At 68.0% G+C, this 18,930-nt stretch carries 23 protein-coding genes; 21 read left to right on the top strand and 2 right to left on the bottom strand.

The window, feature by feature from the left end:
* Positions 1-37: 37 nt before the first annotated feature.
* The 3 genes from FFT10_RS17030 (at position 38) to FFT10_RS17020 (ending at position 3,325) form a co-directional block, all read left to right on the top strand.
* Positions 38-991, top strand: a complete 954-nt coding sequence (locus FFT10_RS17030) for a major capsid protein (RefSeq protein WP_137734059.1) — start codon at positions 38-40, stop codon at positions 989-991.
* A gap of 22 nt (positions 992-1,013) precedes the next feature.
* A complete protein-coding gene (locus FFT10_RS17025; protein ID WP_137734058.1) occupies positions 1,014-1,211 on the top strand; it encodes a hypothetical protein in 198 nt (65 codons plus the stop codon).
* A 164-nt stretch (positions 1,212-1,375) separates the two neighbouring features.
* Positions 1,376-3,325, top strand: coding sequence for a hypothetical protein (locus FFT10_RS17020; RefSeq protein WP_137734057.1), 1,950 nt, complete (start codon positions 1,376-1,378; stop codon positions 3,323-3,325).
* A 5-nt stretch (positions 3,326-3,330) separates the two neighbouring features.
* Here the strand turns inward: FFT10_RS17020 and FFT10_RS17015 are convergent, their stop codons facing one another.
* A complete protein-coding gene (locus tag FFT10_RS17015) occupies positions 3,331-3,981 on the bottom strand; it encodes a hypothetical protein (RefSeq protein ID WP_137734056.1) in 651 nt (216 codons plus the stop codon).
* A gap of 75 nt (positions 3,982-4,056) precedes the next feature.
* Between FFT10_RS17015 and FFT10_RS17010 the strand changes: the two genes are divergently transcribed.
* The 18 genes from FFT10_RS17010 (at position 4,057) to FFT10_RS16930 (ending at position 17,646) form a co-directional block, all read left to right on the top strand.
* Positions 4,057-4,485 (top strand): gp436 family protein, encoded by a 429-nt coding sequence (locus tag FFT10_RS17010; RefSeq protein WP_137734055.1) that lies wholly within the window; start codon positions 4,057-4,059, stop codon positions 4,483-4,485.
* Positions 4,482-5,090, top strand: a complete 609-nt coding sequence (locus tag FFT10_RS17005; RefSeq protein WP_137734054.1) for a phage protein Gp37 — start codon at positions 4,482-4,484, stop codon at positions 5,088-5,090. Before FFT10_RS17010 ends, FFT10_RS17005 begins: the two co-directional genes overlap by 4 nt.
* Before the next feature lie 23 nt (positions 5,091-5,113).
* Positions 5,114-5,335, top strand: coding sequence for a DUF2635 domain-containing protein (locus FFT10_RS17000; RefSeq protein WP_137734053.1), 222 nt, complete (start codon positions 5,114-5,116; stop codon positions 5,333-5,335).
* Positions 5,332-6,792 carry a phage tail sheath subtilisin-like domain-containing protein gene (locus FFT10_RS16995; protein ID WP_137734052.1) on the top strand — a complete coding sequence of 487 codons (1,461 nt, stop codon included), beginning with the start codon at positions 5,332-5,334 and terminating at the stop codon, positions 6,790-6,792. The genes FFT10_RS17000 and FFT10_RS16995 overlap by 4 nt, the downstream gene beginning before the upstream one ends.
* A 44-nt stretch (positions 6,793-6,836) precedes the next feature.
* Positions 6,837-7,007: a hypothetical protein gene (locus tag FFT10_RS27665; RefSeq protein WP_154694089.1), complete on the top strand. Its 171-nt coding sequence runs from the start codon at positions 6,837-6,839 to the stop codon at positions 7,005-7,007.
* A gap of 1 nt (position 7,008) precedes the next feature.
* Entirely contained in the window at positions 7,009-7,374 is a 366-nt protein-coding gene (locus FFT10_RS16990; RefSeq protein WP_137734051.1) for a phage tail tube protein, read from the top strand.
* Complete coding sequence (locus FFT10_RS16985) at positions 7,371-7,664, top strand: phage tail assembly protein (RefSeq protein WP_162520829.1); 294 nt, start codon at positions 7,371-7,373, stop codon at positions 7,662-7,664. The genes FFT10_RS16990 and FFT10_RS16985 overlap by 4 nt, the downstream gene beginning before the upstream one ends.
* Positions 7,661-7,792, top strand: coding sequence for a GpE family phage tail protein (locus FFT10_RS16980; RefSeq protein WP_228027156.1), 132 nt, complete (start codon positions 7,661-7,663; stop codon positions 7,790-7,792). Before FFT10_RS16985 ends, FFT10_RS16980 begins: the two co-directional genes overlap by 4 nt.
* On the top strand, positions 7,789-9,318 hold the full coding sequence (locus FFT10_RS16975; protein ID WP_137734049.1) for a phage tail tape measure protein: 1,530 nt from the start codon (positions 7,789-7,791) through the stop codon (positions 9,316-9,318). Before FFT10_RS16980 ends, FFT10_RS16975 begins: the two co-directional genes overlap by 4 nt.
* Positions 9,315-10,517, top strand: a complete 1,203-nt coding sequence (locus tag FFT10_RS16970) for a DNA circularization protein (RefSeq protein WP_137734048.1) — start codon at positions 9,315-9,317, stop codon at positions 10,515-10,517. The genes FFT10_RS16975 and FFT10_RS16970 overlap by 4 nt, the downstream gene beginning before the upstream one ends.
* Complete coding sequence (locus FFT10_RS16965) at positions 10,510-11,583, top strand: phage baseplate assembly protein (RefSeq protein ID WP_162520828.1); 1,074 nt, start codon at positions 10,510-10,512, stop codon at positions 11,581-11,583. Before FFT10_RS16970 ends, FFT10_RS16965 begins: the two co-directional genes overlap by 8 nt.
* Positions 11,580-12,113, top strand: coding sequence for a phage baseplate assembly protein V (locus FFT10_RS16960; protein WP_228027155.1), 534 nt, complete (start codon positions 11,580-11,582; stop codon positions 12,111-12,113). Before FFT10_RS16965 ends, FFT10_RS16960 begins: the two co-directional genes overlap by 4 nt.
* The gene (locus tag FFT10_RS16955; RefSeq protein ID WP_137734046.1) at positions 12,110-12,553 is read left to right on the top strand and encodes a phage GP46 family protein; all 444 of its coding nucleotides are present in this window, start codon (positions 12,110-12,112) and stop codon (positions 12,551-12,553) included. The genes FFT10_RS16960 and FFT10_RS16955 overlap by 4 nt, the downstream gene beginning before the upstream one ends.
* Positions 12,554-13,606, top strand: coding sequence for a baseplate J/gp47 family protein (locus FFT10_RS16950; RefSeq protein WP_137734045.1), 1,053 nt, complete (start codon positions 12,554-12,556; stop codon positions 13,604-13,606). It begins immediately after the preceding gene.
* Positions 13,607-13,610: 4 nt separating this feature from the next.
* On the top strand, positions 13,611-15,851 hold the full coding sequence (locus tag FFT10_RS16945; protein ID WP_137734044.1) for a hypothetical protein: 2,241 nt from the start codon (positions 13,611-13,613) through the stop codon (positions 15,849-15,851).
* A 32-nt stretch (positions 15,852-15,883) separates the two neighbouring features.
* Complete coding sequence (locus FFT10_RS16940; protein WP_137734043.1) at positions 15,884-16,234, top strand: tail fiber assembly protein; 351 nt, start codon at positions 15,884-15,886, stop codon at positions 16,232-16,234.
* Between the two features lie 73 nt (positions 16,235-16,307).
* Entirely contained in the window at positions 16,308-16,931 is a 624-nt protein-coding gene (locus FFT10_RS16935) for a YmfQ family protein (RefSeq protein WP_162520827.1), read from the top strand.
* Positions 16,932-16,959: 28 nt separating this feature from the next.
* Positions 16,960-17,646 (top strand): tail fiber protein, encoded by a 687-nt coding sequence (locus FFT10_RS16930; protein WP_137734041.1) that lies wholly within the window; start codon positions 16,960-16,962, stop codon positions 17,644-17,646.
* 252 nt (positions 17,647-17,898) lie between these two features.
* On the opposite strand, the gene FFT10_RS16925 is transcribed toward FFT10_RS16930, so the two are convergent.
* Positions 17,899-18,888: an NADPH:quinone oxidoreductase family protein gene (locus FFT10_RS16925; RefSeq protein ID WP_137734040.1), complete on the bottom strand. Its 990-nt coding sequence runs from the start codon at positions 18,886-18,888 to the stop codon at positions 17,899-17,901.
* Between the last annotated feature and the right edge of the window lie 42 nt (positions 18,889-18,930).

Raw genomic sequence — 18,930 nt, 5'->3', positions numbered from 1 at the left:
CCAGCCCGAAGCACCTTCAAAGGACTGACCCCACATCATGGCCAAGACCCCGTTCGTCATCGTTCCCGAGCTCACCGCCATCGCGGTGGCCTACCGCCAAGGCGGCCTCATCGCAGACCAGGTGCTGCCCTACGTGCCCGTGGCCACGCAGGAGTTCCGCTACAAGAAGTTCAGCCTGGGCGACGACTTCAGCGTGCCCGCCACCCTGGTGGGCCGCAAGGGCGCACCGCAGCAGATCGAGTTCGGCGAGACCGAGGTGACCGACAGCGTGCAGGACCACGGCCTGGACGTGCCGGTGCCCAACGCCGACCAGGAAGCCTTCGAGCGTGCCCGTGCGGCCGGCAACGCGGCGGGCACTGACCCGACCATGCGCGCCACCAGCCAGGGCATGCAGCTGATGCTGACGGCCCGCGAGAAGCGCGTGGCCGACCTGGTGTTCAACCTGAGCAGCTACGGCACGCCCAACAAGCAGACCCTCAGCGGCACCGGCCAGTGGAGCGACTACACCAACAGCAACCCGCAGACGGCCATCAGCCAGGCGCTGGACAGCATGATCATGCGGCCCAACATCGCGGTCTTCGGCCGAAGCGTGTGGACGGCGCTGAGCCAGCACCCGAAGCTGTGCGCGGCCGTCTACAAGAACGGCACCACGGCCGGCAGCATCAGCCGCCAGGCGTTCGCCGACCTGTTCGAGCTGGAGGAGGTGCTGGTGGGCGACGGCTGGATCAACACCGCCGCGAAGGGCCAGGCGCCCACCATGACCCGGCTGTGGGGCAAGGGCGCGGCCTTCCTGCACCGCAACATGAACGCCGACACCGACTTCGGCATCACCTTCGGCTTCACCGCCCGCTTCGGCAACCGCATCGGTGGCTACGTGGAAGACCCGGACATGGGCATCCGCGGCGGCAAGCGGGTGCGCTCGGCCGAGTCGGTGAAGGAACTGCTCACCGCCAACGACCTGGGCTACTACTTCGCCGCGGCGGTGGCCTGACGGCAAGGTGCAGGAGACAGCGATGGCAACGAACCGCAACCCCGCATCGGCCGAACAGGCCAAGACCGCCACCTACAACGTCATCAGCCCGCTCACCCACGGCGTGCTGGTGAAGGACAAGCCGGTGGAGACCCGCTACGAGATCGGCGACCAGGTCGATCTCACCGAGGCCGAGGCAGCCCCGCTGCTGGGCCACACCGTCCAGCCCGTGAAGGGCTGACGCGAGATACCCCCCCCAGAGAGGGCAGTGAGGCCGGGGCGGCGTCGTGGCCGCCCCTGCGGAGCCCGAGCACGACTCAATCGCGTTGCCTCACGCCGGGGCTCAGAGCGCGAGGATGGTGTTGGCTGAAGCCCCGGCACCCAACAACAGCGCAAGGCCAGCACATGCCCATCCAGATCGGCGCCAAGGGCGCAAGCATCCCCGGCTACAACTTTCCTCCCCACGCATACATTGACTGGCTGAGCCCAGCACAAGAGGCGCTCGCCAAGCAGGGTGGGGATGCGTTCGATGTGCCTGCACGGATGTTGAAGCCTTCTTCAGTCCCGCTCGTGGAGGCCTTGGTCGCGGATGGTGGCATTGCGACCTTGCCTGCGGAAAGCCGCGATCAGCTGGCATCCCGGCGACCCGTCACTGCGGTGGGCACATTCGCCGGCACCGGCGCCGCGCTGACCATCACGGTCGGCTTCGTCCCCGACTTCCTGGTCATCAAGGATGTGTCAGGTGGCACTCGCCTAATGTGGGTCGCTCGCAATGGCACCTGGATGGGCCGTCACTACCCGATGACCGCCGAGGCAGCGCAGAACGATGGGCCGATCATCAATAGCGATGGCACCATCACCATCGGAGTGTTTGCTGCCATCAACACCAACGCGGCCCAATACGAGTGGTTTGCGTACCGCGACAACGGTGTCGGCGACCTGCTGATCTGCGATCACAGCGGCAATGACCAGCCCACTCGTACGTTGCGCTACGCCACCGGAGCGAAGCTGAAGGCGGCGCTGTTCAAGCGGGACAACGTGGCCTTCCCAGTCATTGCTCTGGCGGGCTATCCGGGAACTCGGGCGGATGGCAGTTTGTCCACCGACGTGACCATCAACTCCGACGGAACCATCACCACTGGCCAGGGCGCGGACATCAACATCTGGTCTGCTGATGCCGGCGAGGCTTGCACTTTCCTGGGCTTTGCGGACGGCGCGCGATCCATCTATGTCACGCGATACATGGGCACTGGCGCGAGCAAGGTTCTGCAGACCCCGTTCGATGAGATCGAGGCCGCGTTCATCTTCCCGCGTGGAGCATCGGGCAAAGCCGGAGCCTTCTGGACTTCGCGGCTTGCTGCTGGCACCACCCTGTCCACCATCAACGAGACGGCGGCAGCGGTCGGCGCCCAAGCCGTCACCGGCGTCACCGGCGGCCGATTGACGGTCGGGACGGACGCTCGCTGCAACGCCAACGGTGTCGCATACACGTTGATCGCATTCCGCAAGGCCCGTCAGGCGCCCGGGCTGGCCTCTGGTCAGAACTACCGCCCCCTTCGGTCCACCAAGCACATGACCATGCCGGCTGGCGCCTTCATCAACTGCGGTACCAGCGACTCACTTCGGATCAGCGGGGCAATCACGCTGGAATGGTGGGGATCGCACTATCTGACTTCAGCGGTGTCTATGCCTGGCAGCGGGGCCAATGACGATGTCAACTCGCAATGCCCGCTGATGTGGCGATCCAACGGGGCGGACGGCGTTGCGGGAAGTGTGTCGTTCGGATTGGCAGTCATCAGGCCTGTCGCGTCCTCTGGCATTGCCGCTCCCTTGTGGGTGGCGGTGACGGACCTGTTTGATCTGCCGGTGGCCAACAACATCCAGGTGGACAACAACCAGCCGTGGCAGACCGGGGTACCGATCATCCCGCGCACGATGCAGCATTTGCTGGTGACGCACGATGGTGCAGGACTGTGGCGGGTCTACCTCAACGGCCAGCTCGTCAAGGAGCGCGACCGGAACCTGCAACAAGCGGCACCTGCCCGCCCGAACATCTCAGGTGGCGCGGGCCACACCATGTGCTTCGGTGCTCGAAAGCGGACTGGGACGCCAGCCATGACCAACTTTCAGACGACGCTGTACGGCGGCAGGGTGTACGCGCGTGAACTCTCGGTCGCGGAGGCGCGGAACAACTACAACGCGCTGTTCAGCGACAACGCCGCCACTCCTACCCCCGACTTCACCGAGGAATGGCTGGCAGCCAATGCCGCCAGCGGTGCGTTGCTGCCAGCCACGGTCAACAGCGCCAACAACGGGGTGGCTTCAAGCGCGGCTGTGTTGCTTGAAGGAGTCTGATGACATTACTGGCCGCTCCCGGCCTGCTGACCTCTTACCCCCAACTCAATTGACCTCAACACCTCGTGAGCAATTTGCCGCATGGTGTGGAGTTCGACGTCCGGGACGCGAGACATGGATGCGCGAGCGCCCGAAAAAACTCGGAAGGGACCTTCGCGTTGCATCTCCGCTATGTCCTCGCTGATTTCCGCGTCGACATGCGCCCCTCCTAGCTCGTTTCGTAGCGAAGTCACAAGCCCCATTCGATTCATGAGCTGCCCGTCAGATTTTGGAATCACAGGCTCCGCCCACCAATCATCAAATGACAAGAAGCGGTTCATCGGTACTGAGTCGAGATTGGCATGAAAGCTAACAGAGCCGCTAGGCGAATGCTCCCAGTAAACAAGGCGCGGGCCAATGAAGATGGTCTTGGGCTCCAAAGGTGGGCAAGAGCTGATGAACTGCAGGCCAGGCATGAGTCCCACCTGATGAAGAAGAGACTTGTAGTTTCGACCTTTCTCAAGCACCAGCTTCACAACCTCGTTGGCCATGCGTTTTGCCTCGGAAACATGCCCCTCGTCGAAGTCCCTGCATGAGCGCGCAAGAAAGCCCATCTGCTCATGCAGCTGCTGCCAGCGTTCGCTGTCTGAAGTCGGTACCTTGTTCTTTGCTGCCATTTCTTGCGCTCCCAAGTTGATCAGCCATTCTCGACCTGACTCGTGAATCAAACCATACCCCAATGGTGAGGACGTATGCCCTACTGCACCCAGGCCAACCTCGTCGACCGCTTCGGCCAGGTCGAGCTGATCCAGCTCACCAACCCGACCGACCCGGCCGCCGTCACCGTCAACGCCACGCGCGTCGACGATGGCATTGCCGACATCGACGCGCTGATCGACGCCAAGCTGCAGGCCCGCTACACGCTGCCCCTGGCCGCAGTGCCGCGCGTGCTGCGCAACATCGCCTGCGACCTGGTGCGCGCCCGGCTGTACGAGGACCGCATCACCGACCACGTGGCCAAGCGCGAGACGGCCGCCCTGAAGCTGCTCGACGAGATCGCGCAGGGCAAGCTCCAGCTGGGCCTGGACGACGCCGGCCAGGCAGCGCCCAGCAGCGACGGCCCGCAGTTCACCGCGGGCGCCCGCGTCTTCAGCTCTAAGCTGCTCGGGGACTACGCATGACCGTCGCCACCACCGAGGCCGCCGTGCTGGCCAAGGTGCGCTCCGTGTTCGGCAACCGGGTGCGCACTGTGGGCGTGCTGCCCGGCGAGTTCAGCGACGAGCTGCTGCGCTCCATGCTGACCCTGGCGCCGTTCGTGCTGCTGCACTTCAACGGCGGGACGAACCCGCGGCCTGGCGCGCAGACGGCCGGAATCAACGCCCAGTGGGAGGTTTACGTCGGCACCGCGCATGCCAGCGGCCCCGATGCGCGCCGGCTGGGCGATGCCCTGCAGATCGGCACCTACGAGATGCTGCAGCTGGTCTGCGCCAACCTGCACAACCTGGACGCCGGTGACGACGGCAGCCTGCAGCTGCAGCGCGTGGAGAACCTGTTCACCGGCGCTGTCGACCGGCAGGGCCTCACGGTGTACGGGGCCATCTTCTCGCAGCCGATGCAGTTCGACCTGACGCTGCCGCAGGGCCTGGACGACTTCGAGACCTTCCACGCGCAGTACGACGTGCCGCCCCACAGCACGCTGACCGACCACCAGGCCTGGCTGGCCGCCAACTACGCCACCAGCCGGCCTGATGCGCAAGACACCGTGCAGCTGCCCGTGCAGCCCTGACCAACCCCCACAGGAGCCATTGCATGCCCGACACCACCGTCACCATCAGGCCGGCCGCCGGCCTGGTGGTGCGAGACCCCGCCACCCGCGCGCCGCTGGCGACCGAGGGCGAGCTGAAGACGCTCGACACCTACTGGAGCCGCCGCCTGCTCGATGGTGATGTGCACCTGGTGGCCGATGCGGCCGCCACGACCCAACCCGCGGCCAAGGCCGCTTTGAAGGCACCTCAAGGGAGCGCCCAATGACCCTCAGCTTCAACGCCATCCCGATCAACATCCGCACGCCTGGCCAGTACATCGAGTTCGACAACTCGCGTGCCCTGCGCGGCCTGCCGGCCATCGAGCACAAGATCCTGGTGCTGGGCCAGCGCCTGACCACCGGCACGGTGGCGGCCGGTGTGCCCACGCGCATCCTGACTGCGGCGCAGGCCGAGGAGTACTTCGGTCGCGGCTCCATGCTGGCGGCCATGCTGGGCGCCCTGAAGGCCGCCAACACCTACACAGAGTGCTGGGCCGTGGCGCTGGACGACAACGGCGCGGGCGTGGCGGCCACCGGCACCATCACCCTGGCAGGCAGCCCCACCAAGTCGGGCACGCTCAACTGCTACATCGGCGGCAAGGTGGTGCAGATCGCGGTGGCCAGCGGCGCCACCGCCAGCGCGCTGGCCACGGCGCTGGGCGCGGCGATCATGGCCGACTCAACGCTGCCGGTGACGGCCACCGTGCTGGGCGCGGTGGTGACGCTGACCGCCCGCCACAAGGGGGAGGCGGCCAACGGCCTGGACGTGCGGTTCAGCTACTTCAGCGGCGAGCGCACTCCCGATGGCCTGACCACCACCGTGGTGCCCCTGGGCAGCGGAACCAGCAACCCCGACGTGCAAGCGGCCATCACCGCCATCGGCGACGAGCAGTACCACACCGTGGTGATGCCCTACACCGACAGCAGCAACCTGGGCAAGCTGGAGACGCTGCTGGCCACCCGCTTTGGCCCGATGGTGCAGAAGGAAGGCCACGCCTTTGCCGCGGCGGCCGGCAGCCACGCCACCATCACCACGCTGGGCGGCGCGCGCAACAGCCCGCACCTCACCATCATGGGCGCCGGTAAGAGCCCCACGCCCACCTGGGTGTGGGCCGCGGTGGCGGCGGCCGTCGATGCCTACGAGCCCGACCCCGCCCGGCCGCGCCAGACGCTGGTGCTGCCCGGCGTGCTGGCCCCGGCGATCGCCGACCGCTGGACGCGCGACGAGCGCAACCTGGCGCTGTTCGACGGCATCAGTACCACGGTGGTGGATGCGGGCGGCCAGGTGCTGATCGAGCGGTTGATCACCACCTACCAGACCAATGCCTTCGGCGTGGCCGACACCAGCTACCTGGACGTGGAGACAGTGCGCACCATCGCCTACCTGCGCTACACCGTGCGGGCGCGCATCGCGCAGAAGTTCCCGCGGCACAAGCTGGCCGACGACGGCACGCTGTACGGCCCCGGCCAGGCGGTGGTGACGCCCAAGGTGATCCGCGACGAGCTGGTGGCGCTGTTCATGGACTGGATGGACGCCGGCCTGGCCGAGGGCCTGGAGCAGTTCAAGACCGACCTGCTGGTGCAGCGCGCCTCGGGCGACCCGAACCGGGTGGACGCGATCATCCCGCCCGACGTCGTCAACCAGTTCCGCGTGTTCGCGGCGCAGGTGCAGTTCCGCCTGTAGGCCCTTGCTTTAGCGCACGCGAAAGGACACAGATGACGATCCAAGTGACGATCAGGCACGCTGATGAAGGCAGTGCCGCCACCCTGAAGGTGACGGTGGTCACCGTGGGCAACCCCGAGGCCAGCGAGCAGGTGATCCAGCTCACCGGCGGGCAGGAGGCCACGGTGCATGTGCACAAGGGCCAGTTCGTGATGGTCGACGAGAAGGGAGCCTGACATGGGCAAGGTGCATTCGCAGGCATACATCAAGACCGACGGCAAGCTGCTGCAGACGCTGGATGGTGCCAAGCTGGACAAGGGCGGTGTGGAGCGATCGCCGGTGATGGGCTCGACCGGCCTGCATGGCTACAGCGAGGTGAAGAAGCCCGGCATGCTGACCTGCGAGATCTCGTTGGCCCAGGGCACCAGCCTGGCCGAGATCGAGAAGATCACCGACGCCACCGTCACCTACGAGGCCGACACCGGCCAGACCTACGTGATCCGCCACGCCTTCGTCACCAAGACCCTGACGGTGCAGGCCGGCGAGGGCGGCAAGGTGGCGGTGGAGTTCTGCGGCGATCCGGCCGAGGAGATGCTCTCGTGAGCGCGCCCATCCCGCACCCGCTGAAGCACCCGGTGGAGCTGAAGCGCGCCGATGGCAGCGTGATCGAGACCATCAGCGAACTGCAGCTGCACCGCCTGAAGGGCGGCGATGCGCGCAAGGTGCTGAATCTGCGTGAGAAGGGCGCGGGCGACTTCATCGCCGCGCTGCTGTGCGCCAGCGCGCGCATTCCGCCCAGCACCTTCGATCAGCTGGACGCCGAGGACATCGTGGCCGCGGCGGAGGTGGCGGGCGGTTTTTTGGGGGTTGCCCCAGCAATCTCGAAGACGTGATTGCCGACGTGGCCTTCACGCTGCACCAGCCCATCCCGGTGCTGGAAGCGATGGAGGTGGATGAGCTGATGGCCTGGCACCGCCAGGCCATTCGCATCAACAAGCTGATCAACGAGGCCCCGAAGTGAGCAACCTGCGCCTGCAATTCGTGATCGATGCGGTAGACCGCGCGACCGCGAATGTCACGCGCATCACCAAGTCGATCGACAAGCTCTCGGAGCCGGCGCGTCGTGTGCGCGCATCGCTGAACAACCTTCTCGACGCCAGCCGCATGGATCGCGTGCGTGATGCGATCGGCGAGCTGGGCGGCCGCCTGCAGGCCGTCCAGGCCTGGGGCCGTGGTGTGGTTGCAGTTGGTGCGGCAGTTGCCATCGCAGCCGGCGGTGCCGGCTTTGCGCTGAAGAGCAACATCGACGCGGTCGACGCCATGCTCGACCAGGCCAAGAAGCTGAACATCCCCATCGAGATGTATCAGCGGCTCGGTTACGCGGCTCAGATGAACGGCAGCAACAGTCAAGAGATGGGCCAGGCGCTGCAGTTCATCAGCCAGAACATGGTGGAGGCCATCAACGGCAGCAAGGAAACCGCGCTGTGGTTCGCCCGCGTCGGCATCAGCATGGATGCGCTGCGCAAGATGAACGCGGTGCAGGTGATGGAGGCAATCGCCGACCGGTTTGCCGCGGTGGGTGATGCTGGCCAGAACGCTGAGAAGAAGATCGCGCTGATGCGTGCGCTGATGGGCCGCAGCGGTGCTGAACTGAAGCAGACGCTGGACCTCGGTTCGGCAGGGCTGCGCAAGTTCTACGCTGAAGCCGACGCGCTGGGTGGTGTGGTGTCTGTTGAAGTCGCCGAGGCGATGGGCGACTTCAACGACAACTGGGACCGCATGCGCTTCAGCATGACTGGCGCGGTGTCGGCGATCGCCTCAGCCGCGCTGCCGGTGCTCAACGACCTGGTGCAGCGCATCACGAACTGGACCGTTGCAAACAGAGCCCTGATCGCAACGCGCCTGGCCGAGTATGTCGAGCAGATCGTGCCGCGGCTGCCGGCGATCGCCACCTCGCTGGCGCAGATCGGCGGCGCGCTGGTCACCGTCATCGGCCTGGCCGATCGCTTCGCTCAGGCGCTGGGCGGCTGGGAGACGGTGTTTGCCATCGTCACCGGGGTGATCCTGGGCCAGGGCCTGTTCGCGCTGTCGATGCTGGTGCCTGCCATCTACGCAGTTGGTGTGGCGCTGATGGCCACGCCCTTTGGCTGGTTTGCTGCTGGCGTGGCCGGGCTGGCTGCCGGTGCGGCACTGGTCTACTCGAAGTGGGAGCCGATCAAGACCTTCTTCTCCGAGCTCTGGGCCAGCATCATCAACGGTCTGAACCGTCTGGACAGCATGATGCCCAGTTGGCTGCCGCGCGTGCCCCAGATCGGCGCTGCCGGCGCCGCCGCAGCGCCTGCAGCGCCGGTGCCCGGCTCGGCTGTGGGTGCAGCTGCGCCCAGCGCGATCGCGCAGCGCGGCGGGCCCTTCAAGGCCGAGGTGGGCGGCACGCTGAAGATCGAGTTCGACGGCAACGGCCAGCCGCGTGTTCGCGAGCTGCGCAAGGCGCCGGGCAGCGTGCTCGACTTCGACGTGTACAGCGGCCAGGTGATGGCGGGCTCATGACCTGGCGTGACCAGCTCCAGGCGGCATCGTTCCGCGGTGTGCCGTTCTTTGTGGACAGCCACGAGGCGGTGTTGGGCCGCCGCGGCCAGGTGCACGAGTTCCCGCAGCGGGACACGCCCTATGTCGAAGACCTGGGCCGCAGAGCACGGGTTTTCACGGTCGAAGCCTTCGTGCTGGGCGGCGACTATATGCAGACCCGGAACCGGCTGCTGCAGGCGATCGAGCAGCCAGGCCCGGGTGCGCTGGTGCACCCGTACATGGGCGAGGTGCGCGCGTCGCTGGTCGACTGCAAGCTGCGCGAGGCCACGGCCGAAGGCGGCATGGCGCGGATCACCATGCAGTTCGTGGAGGCGGGCACGGCGCGTTTCCCAACGGCCAGCGTCAGCACCTCGGCGGCTGTGACGGCCTCGGCCGACTTCGCTGCGCAGGCGGTTCAAAGCAACTTCGAGCGGCGCTATGCAGTGGCCGGCAAGCCGGCCTTTGTGGCCGAGGCCAGTGGCAACGTCTTCACATCGGCGCTGGGTGGCATGCAAGGCGCGCTGTCCAAGGTGCGCGGTGCTGCAGACCAGGTGGCCAAGCTGCAGCGCATGGTCGACAGCTACAAGCGCGACCTGACCACGCTGATCTACGTGCCGGCCAGCGCAGCCCAGGCGCTGGTGGGCAGCATCCGCCAGCTGGTGCGCAGCGTGGCTACGGCGCCGCGCGATGCGCTGAGCCTGGCACGTGCGCTCTACCGCTTCGGCAGCCTGCTGCCGCCGGTGGCTCCCAACACGACCAGCCGGCGTGCCCAGGCAGTGGCCCAGGCCGAGATGGTGCGCCTGGTGCGGGTGGTGGCCGCGGCCGAGGGCGCCCGTGCTGCGACAGGCGTGGTGTGGGAGAGCTACCAGGACGCGGTGACCGCGCGCAACGACCTGGTCGACACGCTCGACGAGGTGATGTTGTCGGCCGACCTGGCCGACGAGGTGTACCAGGCCCTGCACGCATTGCGGACTGCAGTGGTGCGTGACGTTGCCGCCCGCGGCGCTGATCTGGCCCGGCTAGTGACCTGGACTCCGCAAGGCACCGTGCCTTCGCTGGCGCTTGCGCAGCAGCTGTATGCCAACGCGCTGCGGGAGCCTGAGCTGCTGCAACGCAATGGGGTGCGCCATCCGCTGTTCGTCGCTGGCGGCGTGCCGCTGGAGGTGCTGGCAGATGGTTGAGAGTCAGATCGATCTGCTGGCTGGTGGCCGCAGTCATGCGGGCTGGCAAAGCGTGCAGGTTCGGCTGGGCATGGATCAGTGCGCTGGCGGGTTCCGCTTGATGGTGAGCGAGCGGTGGATCGGCCAAGATCTGGACTGGGCGATCCCTGCGGGCGAGCGGTGCGAGCTGCTGATCGGCGGCGAGACCGTCATCACCGGCTGGGTTGATGAGACGCGGCTGAGCATGGACGCCGGCAGCCACCAGGTCGAGCTGAGCGGACGTGACGCTACTGGCGACCTGGTCGACTGCAGTGCCGTGCGCAAGGCGGGACAGTGGCGGGGCCTGCGCATCGAGCAGATCGCGACCGAACTGGCCGCGCCGTTCGGTGTTGCGGTGCGTGCGGATGTGGACACCGGCAAGCCACTGCCGAGCTTTGCGCTGCAGGAGGGCGAGACGGCATTCGAAGCGATCGAGCGTGCAGCACGCATCCGCGCGCTGCTGCTGGTGAGCGACGGCCGCGGCGGGCTTCTCATCACACGCGCAGGCACGCAGCGCGTGCCAACCCCGCTGGTGCTGGGCGAGAACATCCTGCAGGCGCGGGTAGGCCTGGACATGCGGGACCGGTTCAGCAGCTACATCGTCAAGGGCCAGGCGCCGGGCAATGACTTCTTCAGTGGGCCCAGCGCGTCGCAGATCAAGGCCCTCGCCAGCGACACCGGCGTGAAGCGGTACCGGCCGCTCATCATCACCAATGACGCGCCCGATCTGGCTGCCACGCTCACGCAACGCGCCGAGTGGGAAGCCAACGTTCGGGCCGCGCGGTCGCTGGACGTCGAGCTCACGGTGCAGGGATGGCGGCACGCCGGAGGTCTGTGGCGGCCCAACACGCTGGTGTCCGTGATTGCCACGGCATTGCGGCTGGATGCCGATCTTCTGGTCACCAACGTTCTGTACTCGCTGGATGATCAAGGCACCACCACCGCCTTGCGCCTCACGCGGCCCGACGCATACACGGCGCTGCCGCTGAAAGCGGCTGCAGTTGGCTCAGCAGGATTCTGGACGCTGCCGGCAAAGGATGGGCGATGAGCGGCGCGCTTCAACGTGCGATGCGGCCAATGCTGCAGCGCCTGCAGCTGATGATCGGCCGCGCGGTGGTGCTGCTGGTGAACGACGGCAGCAAGCTGCAGGGCCTGCAGGTTAGCCTGCTCGCCGACGAGGTGCGCGACCAGGTCGAGCGCTTCCAGAACTACGGCTTCACCAGCCACCCGCTGCCGGGCGCTGAGGCCGTGGCGGCCAGCGTGGCCGGCAACCGGGACCACGTACTGGTGATCGCGGTGGACGATCGCCGGTACCGGCTGACCGCGCTGCAACAGGGCGAGGTGGCGATCTACACCGACGAGGGCGACAAGATCGTGATCAAGCGAGGCGGCACCATCGAAGTGACGGCGGCGACCAAGGTGGTGCTGGACACGCCGCTGGTGCAGTGCACGGGCGACGTGACGGTGGCCGGCACGGTGACGGCCGGCGTGGATGTGGTGGCCGACGGCATCAGCCTGGTGGGCCACCGCCACGGCGGTGTGGACACCGGCGTGGGCAACACCGGGGTGCCTGTATGAGCGACCTGCGGACCGTATGGCGCGACCTGGGTGGCGACTGGCTGGTGGCCGGCCCGTCCCTGGCAGAAGACGACGGGCTGGAGACCGCCGTGGTGCTGAGCCTGTTCACCGACCGCGTCGCGGCCGAGGGCGACACCGCGGTGGAGCCCACTGCCCGCCGTGGCTGGTGGGGCGACGCTTACCCCGAGGTGGCTGGTGACCAGATCGGCAGCAGGCTGTGGCAGCTGGCCCGTGAGAAGCAGCTGCCCGCTGTGCTGGCACGCGCTGAGCTGTATGCCCGCGAGGCCCTGCAGTGGCTGGTGGACGATGGTGTGGCCAGCAGCGTTACGGTGCAGGCCGAGGTGGTGCGCCAGGGCGTGCTGGGCCTGCTGGTCACCATCACGCGCAGCGCGACGCCGGTGATCCGATTCCGCTTCGAAACCTTCTGGAAGGGGGCTTGAATGCCTTTCTCACGCCCATCGCAAGCTGACCTGATCGACCGCGCGGCGGCCGACATCGAGGCCGGCCTGCCTGGCACCGATGCGCGGCTGCGCCGCAGCAACCTGGCCGTGCTGGCCCGCATGCATGCCGGCGGGGTGCACGGCCTCTATGGCTACCTGGACTGGCTGGCGCAGCAGCTGCTGGTGGACACGGCCGAGACGATCTTCCTGGACCGGCACGCCGGCATTTGGGGTGTGCTGCGGGTGCCGGCCGCCTTCGCCTCGGGCCCGGTGGCGGTGACAGGCACCAGCGGTGTGGTAGTGCCCACGGGCACCCAGATGCTGCGCAGTGACGGAGCAGCCTTTGTTTCGACGGTCGATGTGACGCTGGCATCGGGCACGGCTTCGGTGCCGGTGGCTGCGGTCGAGTCGGGGGCAGCTGGTAACGCGCTGGCCGGCACGCAGATGAGCTTTGTGCAACCGCTGGCCGGTGTGGCCAGCGTGGCGGCCGTTGGCGCCGGCGGCCTGGTGGGCGGCGCAGACCGCGAGACCGACGACGCCCTGCGGGCGCGTGTACTGGCCCGCATCCAGCAAGCGCCGATGGGTGGTGCGCAGGCCGACTACGTGGCCTGGGCGCTGCAGGTGCCGGGCGTGACGCGCGCCTGGTGCTACCCGCTCGAGGGCGGCCCCGGCACGGTGACCGTGCGCTTCGTGCGCGACGGCGACGCCAGCCTGATTCCAGACAGCGGCGAGGTGGCAGCCGTGCAGGCCTACATCGACGATCGCCGCCCGGTGTGCGCGCAGGTGACGGTGGCGGCGCCAACCGCGCTGCCGCTCGACATGGCCATCACGCTAACCCCGAACACGCTGGCGGTGCGCAATGCCGTCACGGCCGAGCTGGCCGACGTGCTGCAGCGCGAGGCCTACCCCGGCGGCACCATTCTGCTGAGCCACCTGCGCGAGGCGATCAGCGTGGCGGCCGGCGAGACCAACAGCGTGCTGACCACGCCGACTGCGGACGTGGCGCACAGCGCTGGCCAGATGCCGGTGCTGGGCACCATCACCTGGAGTTGATGCGATGGCCGTGGTGCGCAGGCTGACGGAGGGCGACGGCGCGCAGCTGCTGGAAGACCCAGTGCTGCAGAAGCTGACCGTGTCCGTGCGGCGCGATGTGGTGGCCTACATCGCCGACCTGCTGGACACCACCCGGCCCGATCGCGCGGCCGGGTTGCTGGGCTTCAACATCGCGATCAACTACCCGCCGGGCACCGTAGGCGCCCGGCTGAAGGCAATCCTCACCGGCATTGGTGAGGGCCAGCCCTGGGCCGATGTGGACGCGCTGGTGGCCGAGCTCGAGGGCCGGCTGGGTGAGACTGCCCTGGACCCGTCGATCGTGGCGCTGCTTGAGCTGATCGACCAGCCGGGCACGGGCCTGCTGGCGCGCGTGGATGACCTGCAGGCTGCCTATGGCGACACGGTGGCCGCCGCTGCCAGTGCTAGCGCCGCAGCCGATGCAGCTGCCGATGCGGCCACGGCAGCGGCTGACGCGCTGATGGCCAGCAATGCCGCCGCCGTGAGCGCTGGTGACGCGCTGGAGAGCGTGACGCTGACCCAGGATGCCAAGCTGGCCGCGGAGACGGCAGCTGGCGCTGCCAGCGCCAGCGCGACCACGGCAGCCACGTCGGCCAGCAGCGCGGCAGGATCGGCCAGCACTGCCAGCACCCAGGCCGGCCTTGCCGCGGCATCAGCAAGCACGGCGTCTGGCGCCGCGGTAGCGGCCGTCGAGTCTGCTCAGTCGGCCAGCACCTCCGCAACGGCAGCCGGCTCAGCGGCAACGGCAGCAAACAGCGCCAGGCTGTCAGCCGAGACGGCGGCGGGCTCAGCGAGCACTGGCGCATCCAGCGCCGCCAGCTCGGCCACATCTGCCGCTGGCTCGGCGAGCACGGCCAGCACAAAGGCGACTGAGGCTGCCACGGCGGCTGCAGCTGGGGCCGGCTCGGCCAGTGCTGCCAGCACCTCGGCATCCAATGCATCCGCCTCTGCCACCCAGGCGGCCAACAGTGCCAGCGCTGCCAACAGCGCCAGGCTGTCGGCAGAAACTGCTGCCAGCAATGCAGCGGTGAGTGCGGGCAATGCAGCCACCTCGAGCAGTGACGCTGCCTCAGCTGCAGCAAGCGCCAGCACCTCTGCGAGCGCCGCAGCTACCTCGGCGAGCAATGCGCTGGGCAGTGCGAACGCCGCGGCGACTTCGGCCAGCAATGCTTCCACCGCGGCGACCGCCGCCAGCACCTCGGCCAATGCGGCAAGCGCGTCAGCCAACACAGCGGCCACCAGGGCGAGTGAGGCTGCCACCTTTCGGAACGAGGCGGCGAGCTCCAGCTCATCGGCGAGCAGCAGCGCGGCGACTGCTACCTCTCAAGCGGGTGTGGCGGCATCGGCAGCTGGTTCGGCGGGTTCGTCAGCGTCGGCGGCTTCGAACTCGGCCGCCAGTGCCAGTGCCTCGGCATCGAACGCGGCTGGATCAGCCAGTGCAGCGGCATCCCACTACAGCGCGACGGTTGCAGCGACAGGCGAGCTGACCGCAGAAGTCGAGAGCCTGTCTCAAGCCATTGCCGGCCCCAACGGGGTGACCGCACAGCAAGTGCTGAAGGTCAGCGCAACGCGCAGTGACGGCAAGAAGGTGTTCGGTGCCATTGGCTTGGCGGCCACCGCGCCGAACGATGCCACGGGCGGGCAGAGCGAGATCATCCTGCAGGCCGACAGGCTGCTGTTTGTGCCGCCCGGCAACCCGAACGCGGCGCCAGCGCAGCTGTTGGATGTGGCCGTGGTCGACGGGGTGACAACGCTGGCAGTGCCGGCTGCCCGCATCGGCGACCTGACCGTCGGTACCGCGAAGATCGGCAACCTGGCGGTCATCACCGAGAAGCTGGCGAACAACGCCGCCACCGTGACGTCGAGCGTGGTGCTTGCCAGCAATGCTGGGTTCACCCAAGGCGGGCTGGTGCCCATCATGGCCATGTCGATCACCACCGGCGGCGCGCCGTTGCTGATCCTGTGCGAGGCCACCTTCTTTGCGGACATCGACACGGACTCGGTGTCGATCGCGATCTTCGCGGGCTCCTCACAGGTCTACGTCAGGGAGGGCCCCATCTCGCAGAACGGCATTCTCAGCACCGGGCTCTTTGCGGTCTACCTGGGCAGCACGTCGTCCTCTGGTCCGGTCACGATCACGATGTCGGCCACCTGCAATGGTGCGCCCTGCACGATGTTGGCCACCGGTGGACGCACCTTCATGTGGGCGTTGGGAGCGAAGAAGTGATCCGCGTTGCAGCATGCGATCAGGCGGGTGTGGTGCGCTTCGTCATCGACAGCGTCGACGGCGAGCTGCCATCGATGCCAGGGGTCAGCTTCGTCGAGGTGGAGCCTGACTTCAACGGCGACGGGCTGCAGCTGGTCGATGGGCAGTTCGTCCCGCGGCTGGATGCCGACCAGGTGGCTCAAGAAGCGGCCGAGCGCCTGGTGCTCCACAAGCGCCGAAACCAGCTGCTGGCGAGCGACTGGACGCAGCTGCCGAACGCGCCCCTGGCCGCTGAGCAACGGGCAGCCTGGGAGACGTACCGGCAGGCGCTGCGCGACATCACGGACCAGCCTGGCTACCCGTTGTCGATCGACTGGCCGTTGAAGCCTGGCAATGCTGGATGACTACCTCTACCTGGTCGCGCCATCCGGGGCCTACCTGGTGTGGCGTGACGCCTACCTGATCTGGGAGACCTCGATGCTGCAGCAGCTGCGCCAGCAATACGGCCTGGTGCAACACACCCAGGATGAGTACCGCGATGCGCTGGCGGGCCTGCTGCCAACGGGCGCTGCCTGGCCGCGCGATCCGGCATCTGCCCTGCTGCAGCTGGTGCGCAGCTTCGCTGCCGAGCTGGAGCGGCTGGACATGCGGGCTGCACAGCTGCTGGCCGAAACCGACCCGGCGACCACCACGGAGCTTCTGCCCGACTGGGAGCGCGTGGTCGGCTTGCCTGATCCGTGCGTCACCACGGGCCAGACGGTGGCCGAGCGGCGCCAGGCGCTTGAAGGGCGGCTCACCAGTGTGGGAGGGCAGTCGAGGCGGTTCTTCATCGAGCTGGCGGCGCGCCTGGGCTACAGCATCACCATCGATGAGTTCGCATCAGCCGCTGCGGCCACGGCTGCGGGGATTTCGTTCACCGGCGACGGCTGGGCGCACACCTGGCGCGTGAACATCCCGACGACTGTGGCAGTGACACCTTTCCGCGTGGGTGCCGGGGCGGTGGGGGAGCCGCTGCGGGTGTGGAGCAACGAGGTGATCGAGTGCCAGTTCAACCGGTACAAGCCCGCCCACACCCGCGTTCTGTTTGCCTACGCGGCCTGATCCAGGCTGCACTGAAGGGGGATTGACCATGCATCGAATTGACGGGCCGGCAGCGGCGCCTGGTGGGTACTTCACCGAGGGCGACCCGTCGGTTGGGACGCCGGCAACCGTGGTGACCGACGACTGGATGAACGCGGTTCAGGCGGAGATCGAGGCGGTGGCTACCTCGGCCGGCGCGGCGCTGAACAAGGCCGACAACACACAGATGCTGACGGCGATCCGCTCGTTGATCGCCGCCTCGATTCCGGCCGGCGCCGTGCAGGCGTTTGCCCGCGCGAGTGCACCGACCGGGTGGTTGGTTTGCGACGGGGCGACGATCAGCCGCACCGCCTACCCGGTGTTGTTCGCTGCGATCGGGGTGGTGTTCGGTGCTGGCGACGGCAGCACGACGTTTCGCCTGCCCGATCTGCGGGGCGAGTTCATCCGCGGCTTGGACGGCGGGCGTGGAGTGGACGCCGGCCGCGCGCTGGGGTCTTCGCAGGCACAGCAGGTGCAGCATCACAAGCACGTGGTGCCCCAGGGTGAGAACGGTCAGGCCCTGTTCGGGACGACGGCGACCAGCCTCTACAACGGCATCGGCGCCAGCGACACCAACAACCCGCGGCCCCACACGAACGACGGTTCGGACTACGACGGCCCGGTGAACGCCGCGGGAGTGGTAGGTTCGGAAACCAGGCCGCGGAACGTGGCGCTGCTGTACTGCATCAAGACCTGAGGCGCACCAGGGCGGTGCGAATGCGACACTTGGTCTGGGGCATCAAACCATTTGACGTGATGCCTCAAACCATGTGGCGCGTTACAGGACGTCGGGTACCTGGCCGACGGAAGTAGAGGCGGAGTCCTATGCGCCGCTTGCGGCGTGTAGGACGGGGGACATGGAGTCGGCCAGGTACCCGGCGGCCTCGGCCTCGCGCCGAAGATGGCAAGTCGGCAACTTCCGCTTCGAGTCCAGAGCAGCCCGACCCGCTCAGCGTCCGATCGTCACCACGATCTTCCCCGTCACCTCGCGCCGCGCCATCGCCGTCAGCGCCTCCTTGGCCTGCGACAGCGGGAATCGCGCGCCGATCGACGGCCGCAGCACGCCGGTCTCGGCCAGGCGGTGCACCGCGGCCAGGTGTTCGGCATGGTGGGCCGGGAAGTGGCGGCCGTACTCGCCGGCGCGCACGCCCACCACGCTGAAGCCCTTGATCAGCGGCCGGTTGCTGTCAATGCTGGCGATGCGGCCGCTGGCGAAGCCCAGCACCAGCAGCCGGCCGCCGAAGGCGGTGCAGCGGGCGCTCTCGTCGAACACATCGCCACCCACCGGGTCGGCCACCACATCGGCGCCGCGACCGCCGGTGGCCTCCAGCACCGCCGCGCGGAAGCCGCTGGACGGCAGCACCTGCACGCCCAGTGGCACCAGTTCGGCCAGGCGCTCGGGCTGGGTGGCGGTGGCGATCACCTGGGCGCCCAGGTGCAGACCGATCTGCACGCAGGCCTGGCCCACGCCGCCACGCGCGCCGTGCACCAGCAGCGTCTCGCCACGCTGCAGCCGGCCGATGCGGGCCAGCGCCACCCAGGCGGTCAGGCCGGTCACCATCACCGCGGCGGCGGCGTCCAGCGGCATGCCGGCCGGCAGGGCGCGCAGGCTGGCGCCGGGCACCACCACCTGCTCGGCCAGCAGGCCGTGCTTGCCGCCCAGGCCGACGCGGTCGCCCGGCGTCCAGCCGCTGTCGGGCCCGGCTTCGACCACCACGCCGGTGCCTTCCATGCCCGGGATGTAGGGCACCGGCGGCTTGAACTGGTACAGGCCGCGGGTCATCAGCAGATCGGGGAAGTTCAGCGCCACCGCCGCCATCGCCACCCGCACATCGGCCGGGCCCATGGGCGGCAGCGGCCAGCGGCGCAACTGCAGGCTGGCCAGGTCGTCGGCCAGGTGCTCGCAGACCAGGGCCAGGGTGTCGGTGGGTGCAGGCATGCGCGGGTGCTCCAGGGTTGGCGCAGGATTCTGGAAGTGCCG

Origin of the sequence: Pseudaquabacterium pictum (assembly GCF_005403045.1) — a bacterium.
Lineage (GTDB): Bacteria > Pseudomonadota > Gammaproteobacteria > Burkholderiales > Burkholderiaceae_C > Pseudaquabacterium > Pseudaquabacterium pictum.
This window is presented reverse-complemented; position numbering and strand designations above follow the sequence as displayed.

Bases quoted from the DNA above. Each gene is read 5' to 3' on its own strand.
- FFT10_RS17030 (WP_137734059.1), top strand. From the start codon at position 38: ATGGCCAAGACCCCGTTCGTCATCGTTCCCGAGCTCACCGCCATCGCG.
- FFT10_RS17025 (WP_137734058.1), top strand. From the start codon at position 1,014: ATGGCAACGAACCGCAACCCCGCATCGGCCGAACAGGCCAAGACCGCC.
- FFT10_RS17020 (WP_137734057.1), top strand. From the start codon at position 1,376: ATGCCCATCCAGATCGGCGCCAAGGGCGCAAGCATCCCCGGCTACAAC.
- FFT10_RS17015 (WP_137734056.1), bottom strand. From the start codon at position 3,981: ATGGCAGCAAAGAACAAGGTACCGACTTCAGACAGCGAACGCTGGCAG.
- FFT10_RS17010 (WP_137734055.1), top strand. From the start codon at position 4,057: ATGCCCTACTGCACCCAGGCCAACCTCGTCGACCGCTTCGGCCAGGTC.
- FFT10_RS17005 (WP_137734054.1), top strand. From the start codon at position 4,482: ATGACCGTCGCCACCACCGAGGCCGCCGTGCTGGCCAAGGTGCGCTCC.
- FFT10_RS17000 (WP_137734053.1), top strand. From the start codon at position 5,114: ATGCCCGACACCACCGTCACCATCAGGCCGGCCGCCGGCCTGGTGGTG.
- FFT10_RS16995 (WP_137734052.1), top strand. From the start codon at position 5,332: ATGACCCTCAGCTTCAACGCCATCCCGATCAACATCCGCACGCCTGGC.
- FFT10_RS16990 (WP_137734051.1), top strand. From the start codon at position 7,009: ATGGGCAAGGTGCATTCGCAGGCATACATCAAGACCGACGGCAAGCTG.
- FFT10_RS16970 (WP_137734048.1), top strand. From the start codon at position 9,315: ATGACCTGGCGTGACCAGCTCCAGGCGGCATCGTTCCGCGGTGTGCCG.
- FFT10_RS16965 (WP_162520828.1), top strand. From the start codon at position 10,510: ATGGTTGAGAGTCAGATCGATCTGCTGGCTGGTGGCCGCAGTCATGCG.
- FFT10_RS16960 (WP_228027155.1), top strand. From the start codon at position 11,580: ATGAGCGGCGCGCTTCAACGTGCGATGCGGCCAATGCTGCAGCGCCTG.
- FFT10_RS16955 (WP_137734046.1), top strand. From the start codon at position 12,110: ATGAGCGACCTGCGGACCGTATGGCGCGACCTGGGTGGCGACTGGCTG.
- FFT10_RS16950 (WP_137734045.1), top strand. From the start codon at position 12,554: ATGCCTTTCTCACGCCCATCGCAAGCTGACCTGATCGACCGCGCGGCG.
- FFT10_RS16945 (WP_137734044.1), top strand. From the start codon at position 13,611: ATGGCCGTGGTGCGCAGGCTGACGGAGGGCGACGGCGCGCAGCTGCTG.
- FFT10_RS16935 (WP_162520827.1), top strand. From the start codon at position 16,308: ATGCTGCAGCAGCTGCGCCAGCAATACGGCCTGGTGCAACACACCCAG.
- FFT10_RS16930 (WP_137734041.1), top strand. From the start codon at position 16,960: ATGCATCGAATTGACGGGCCGGCAGCGGCGCCTGGTGGGTACTTCACC.
- FFT10_RS16925 (WP_137734040.1), bottom strand. From the start codon at position 18,888: ATGCCTGCACCCACCGACACCCTGGCCCTGGTCTGCGAGCACCTGGCC.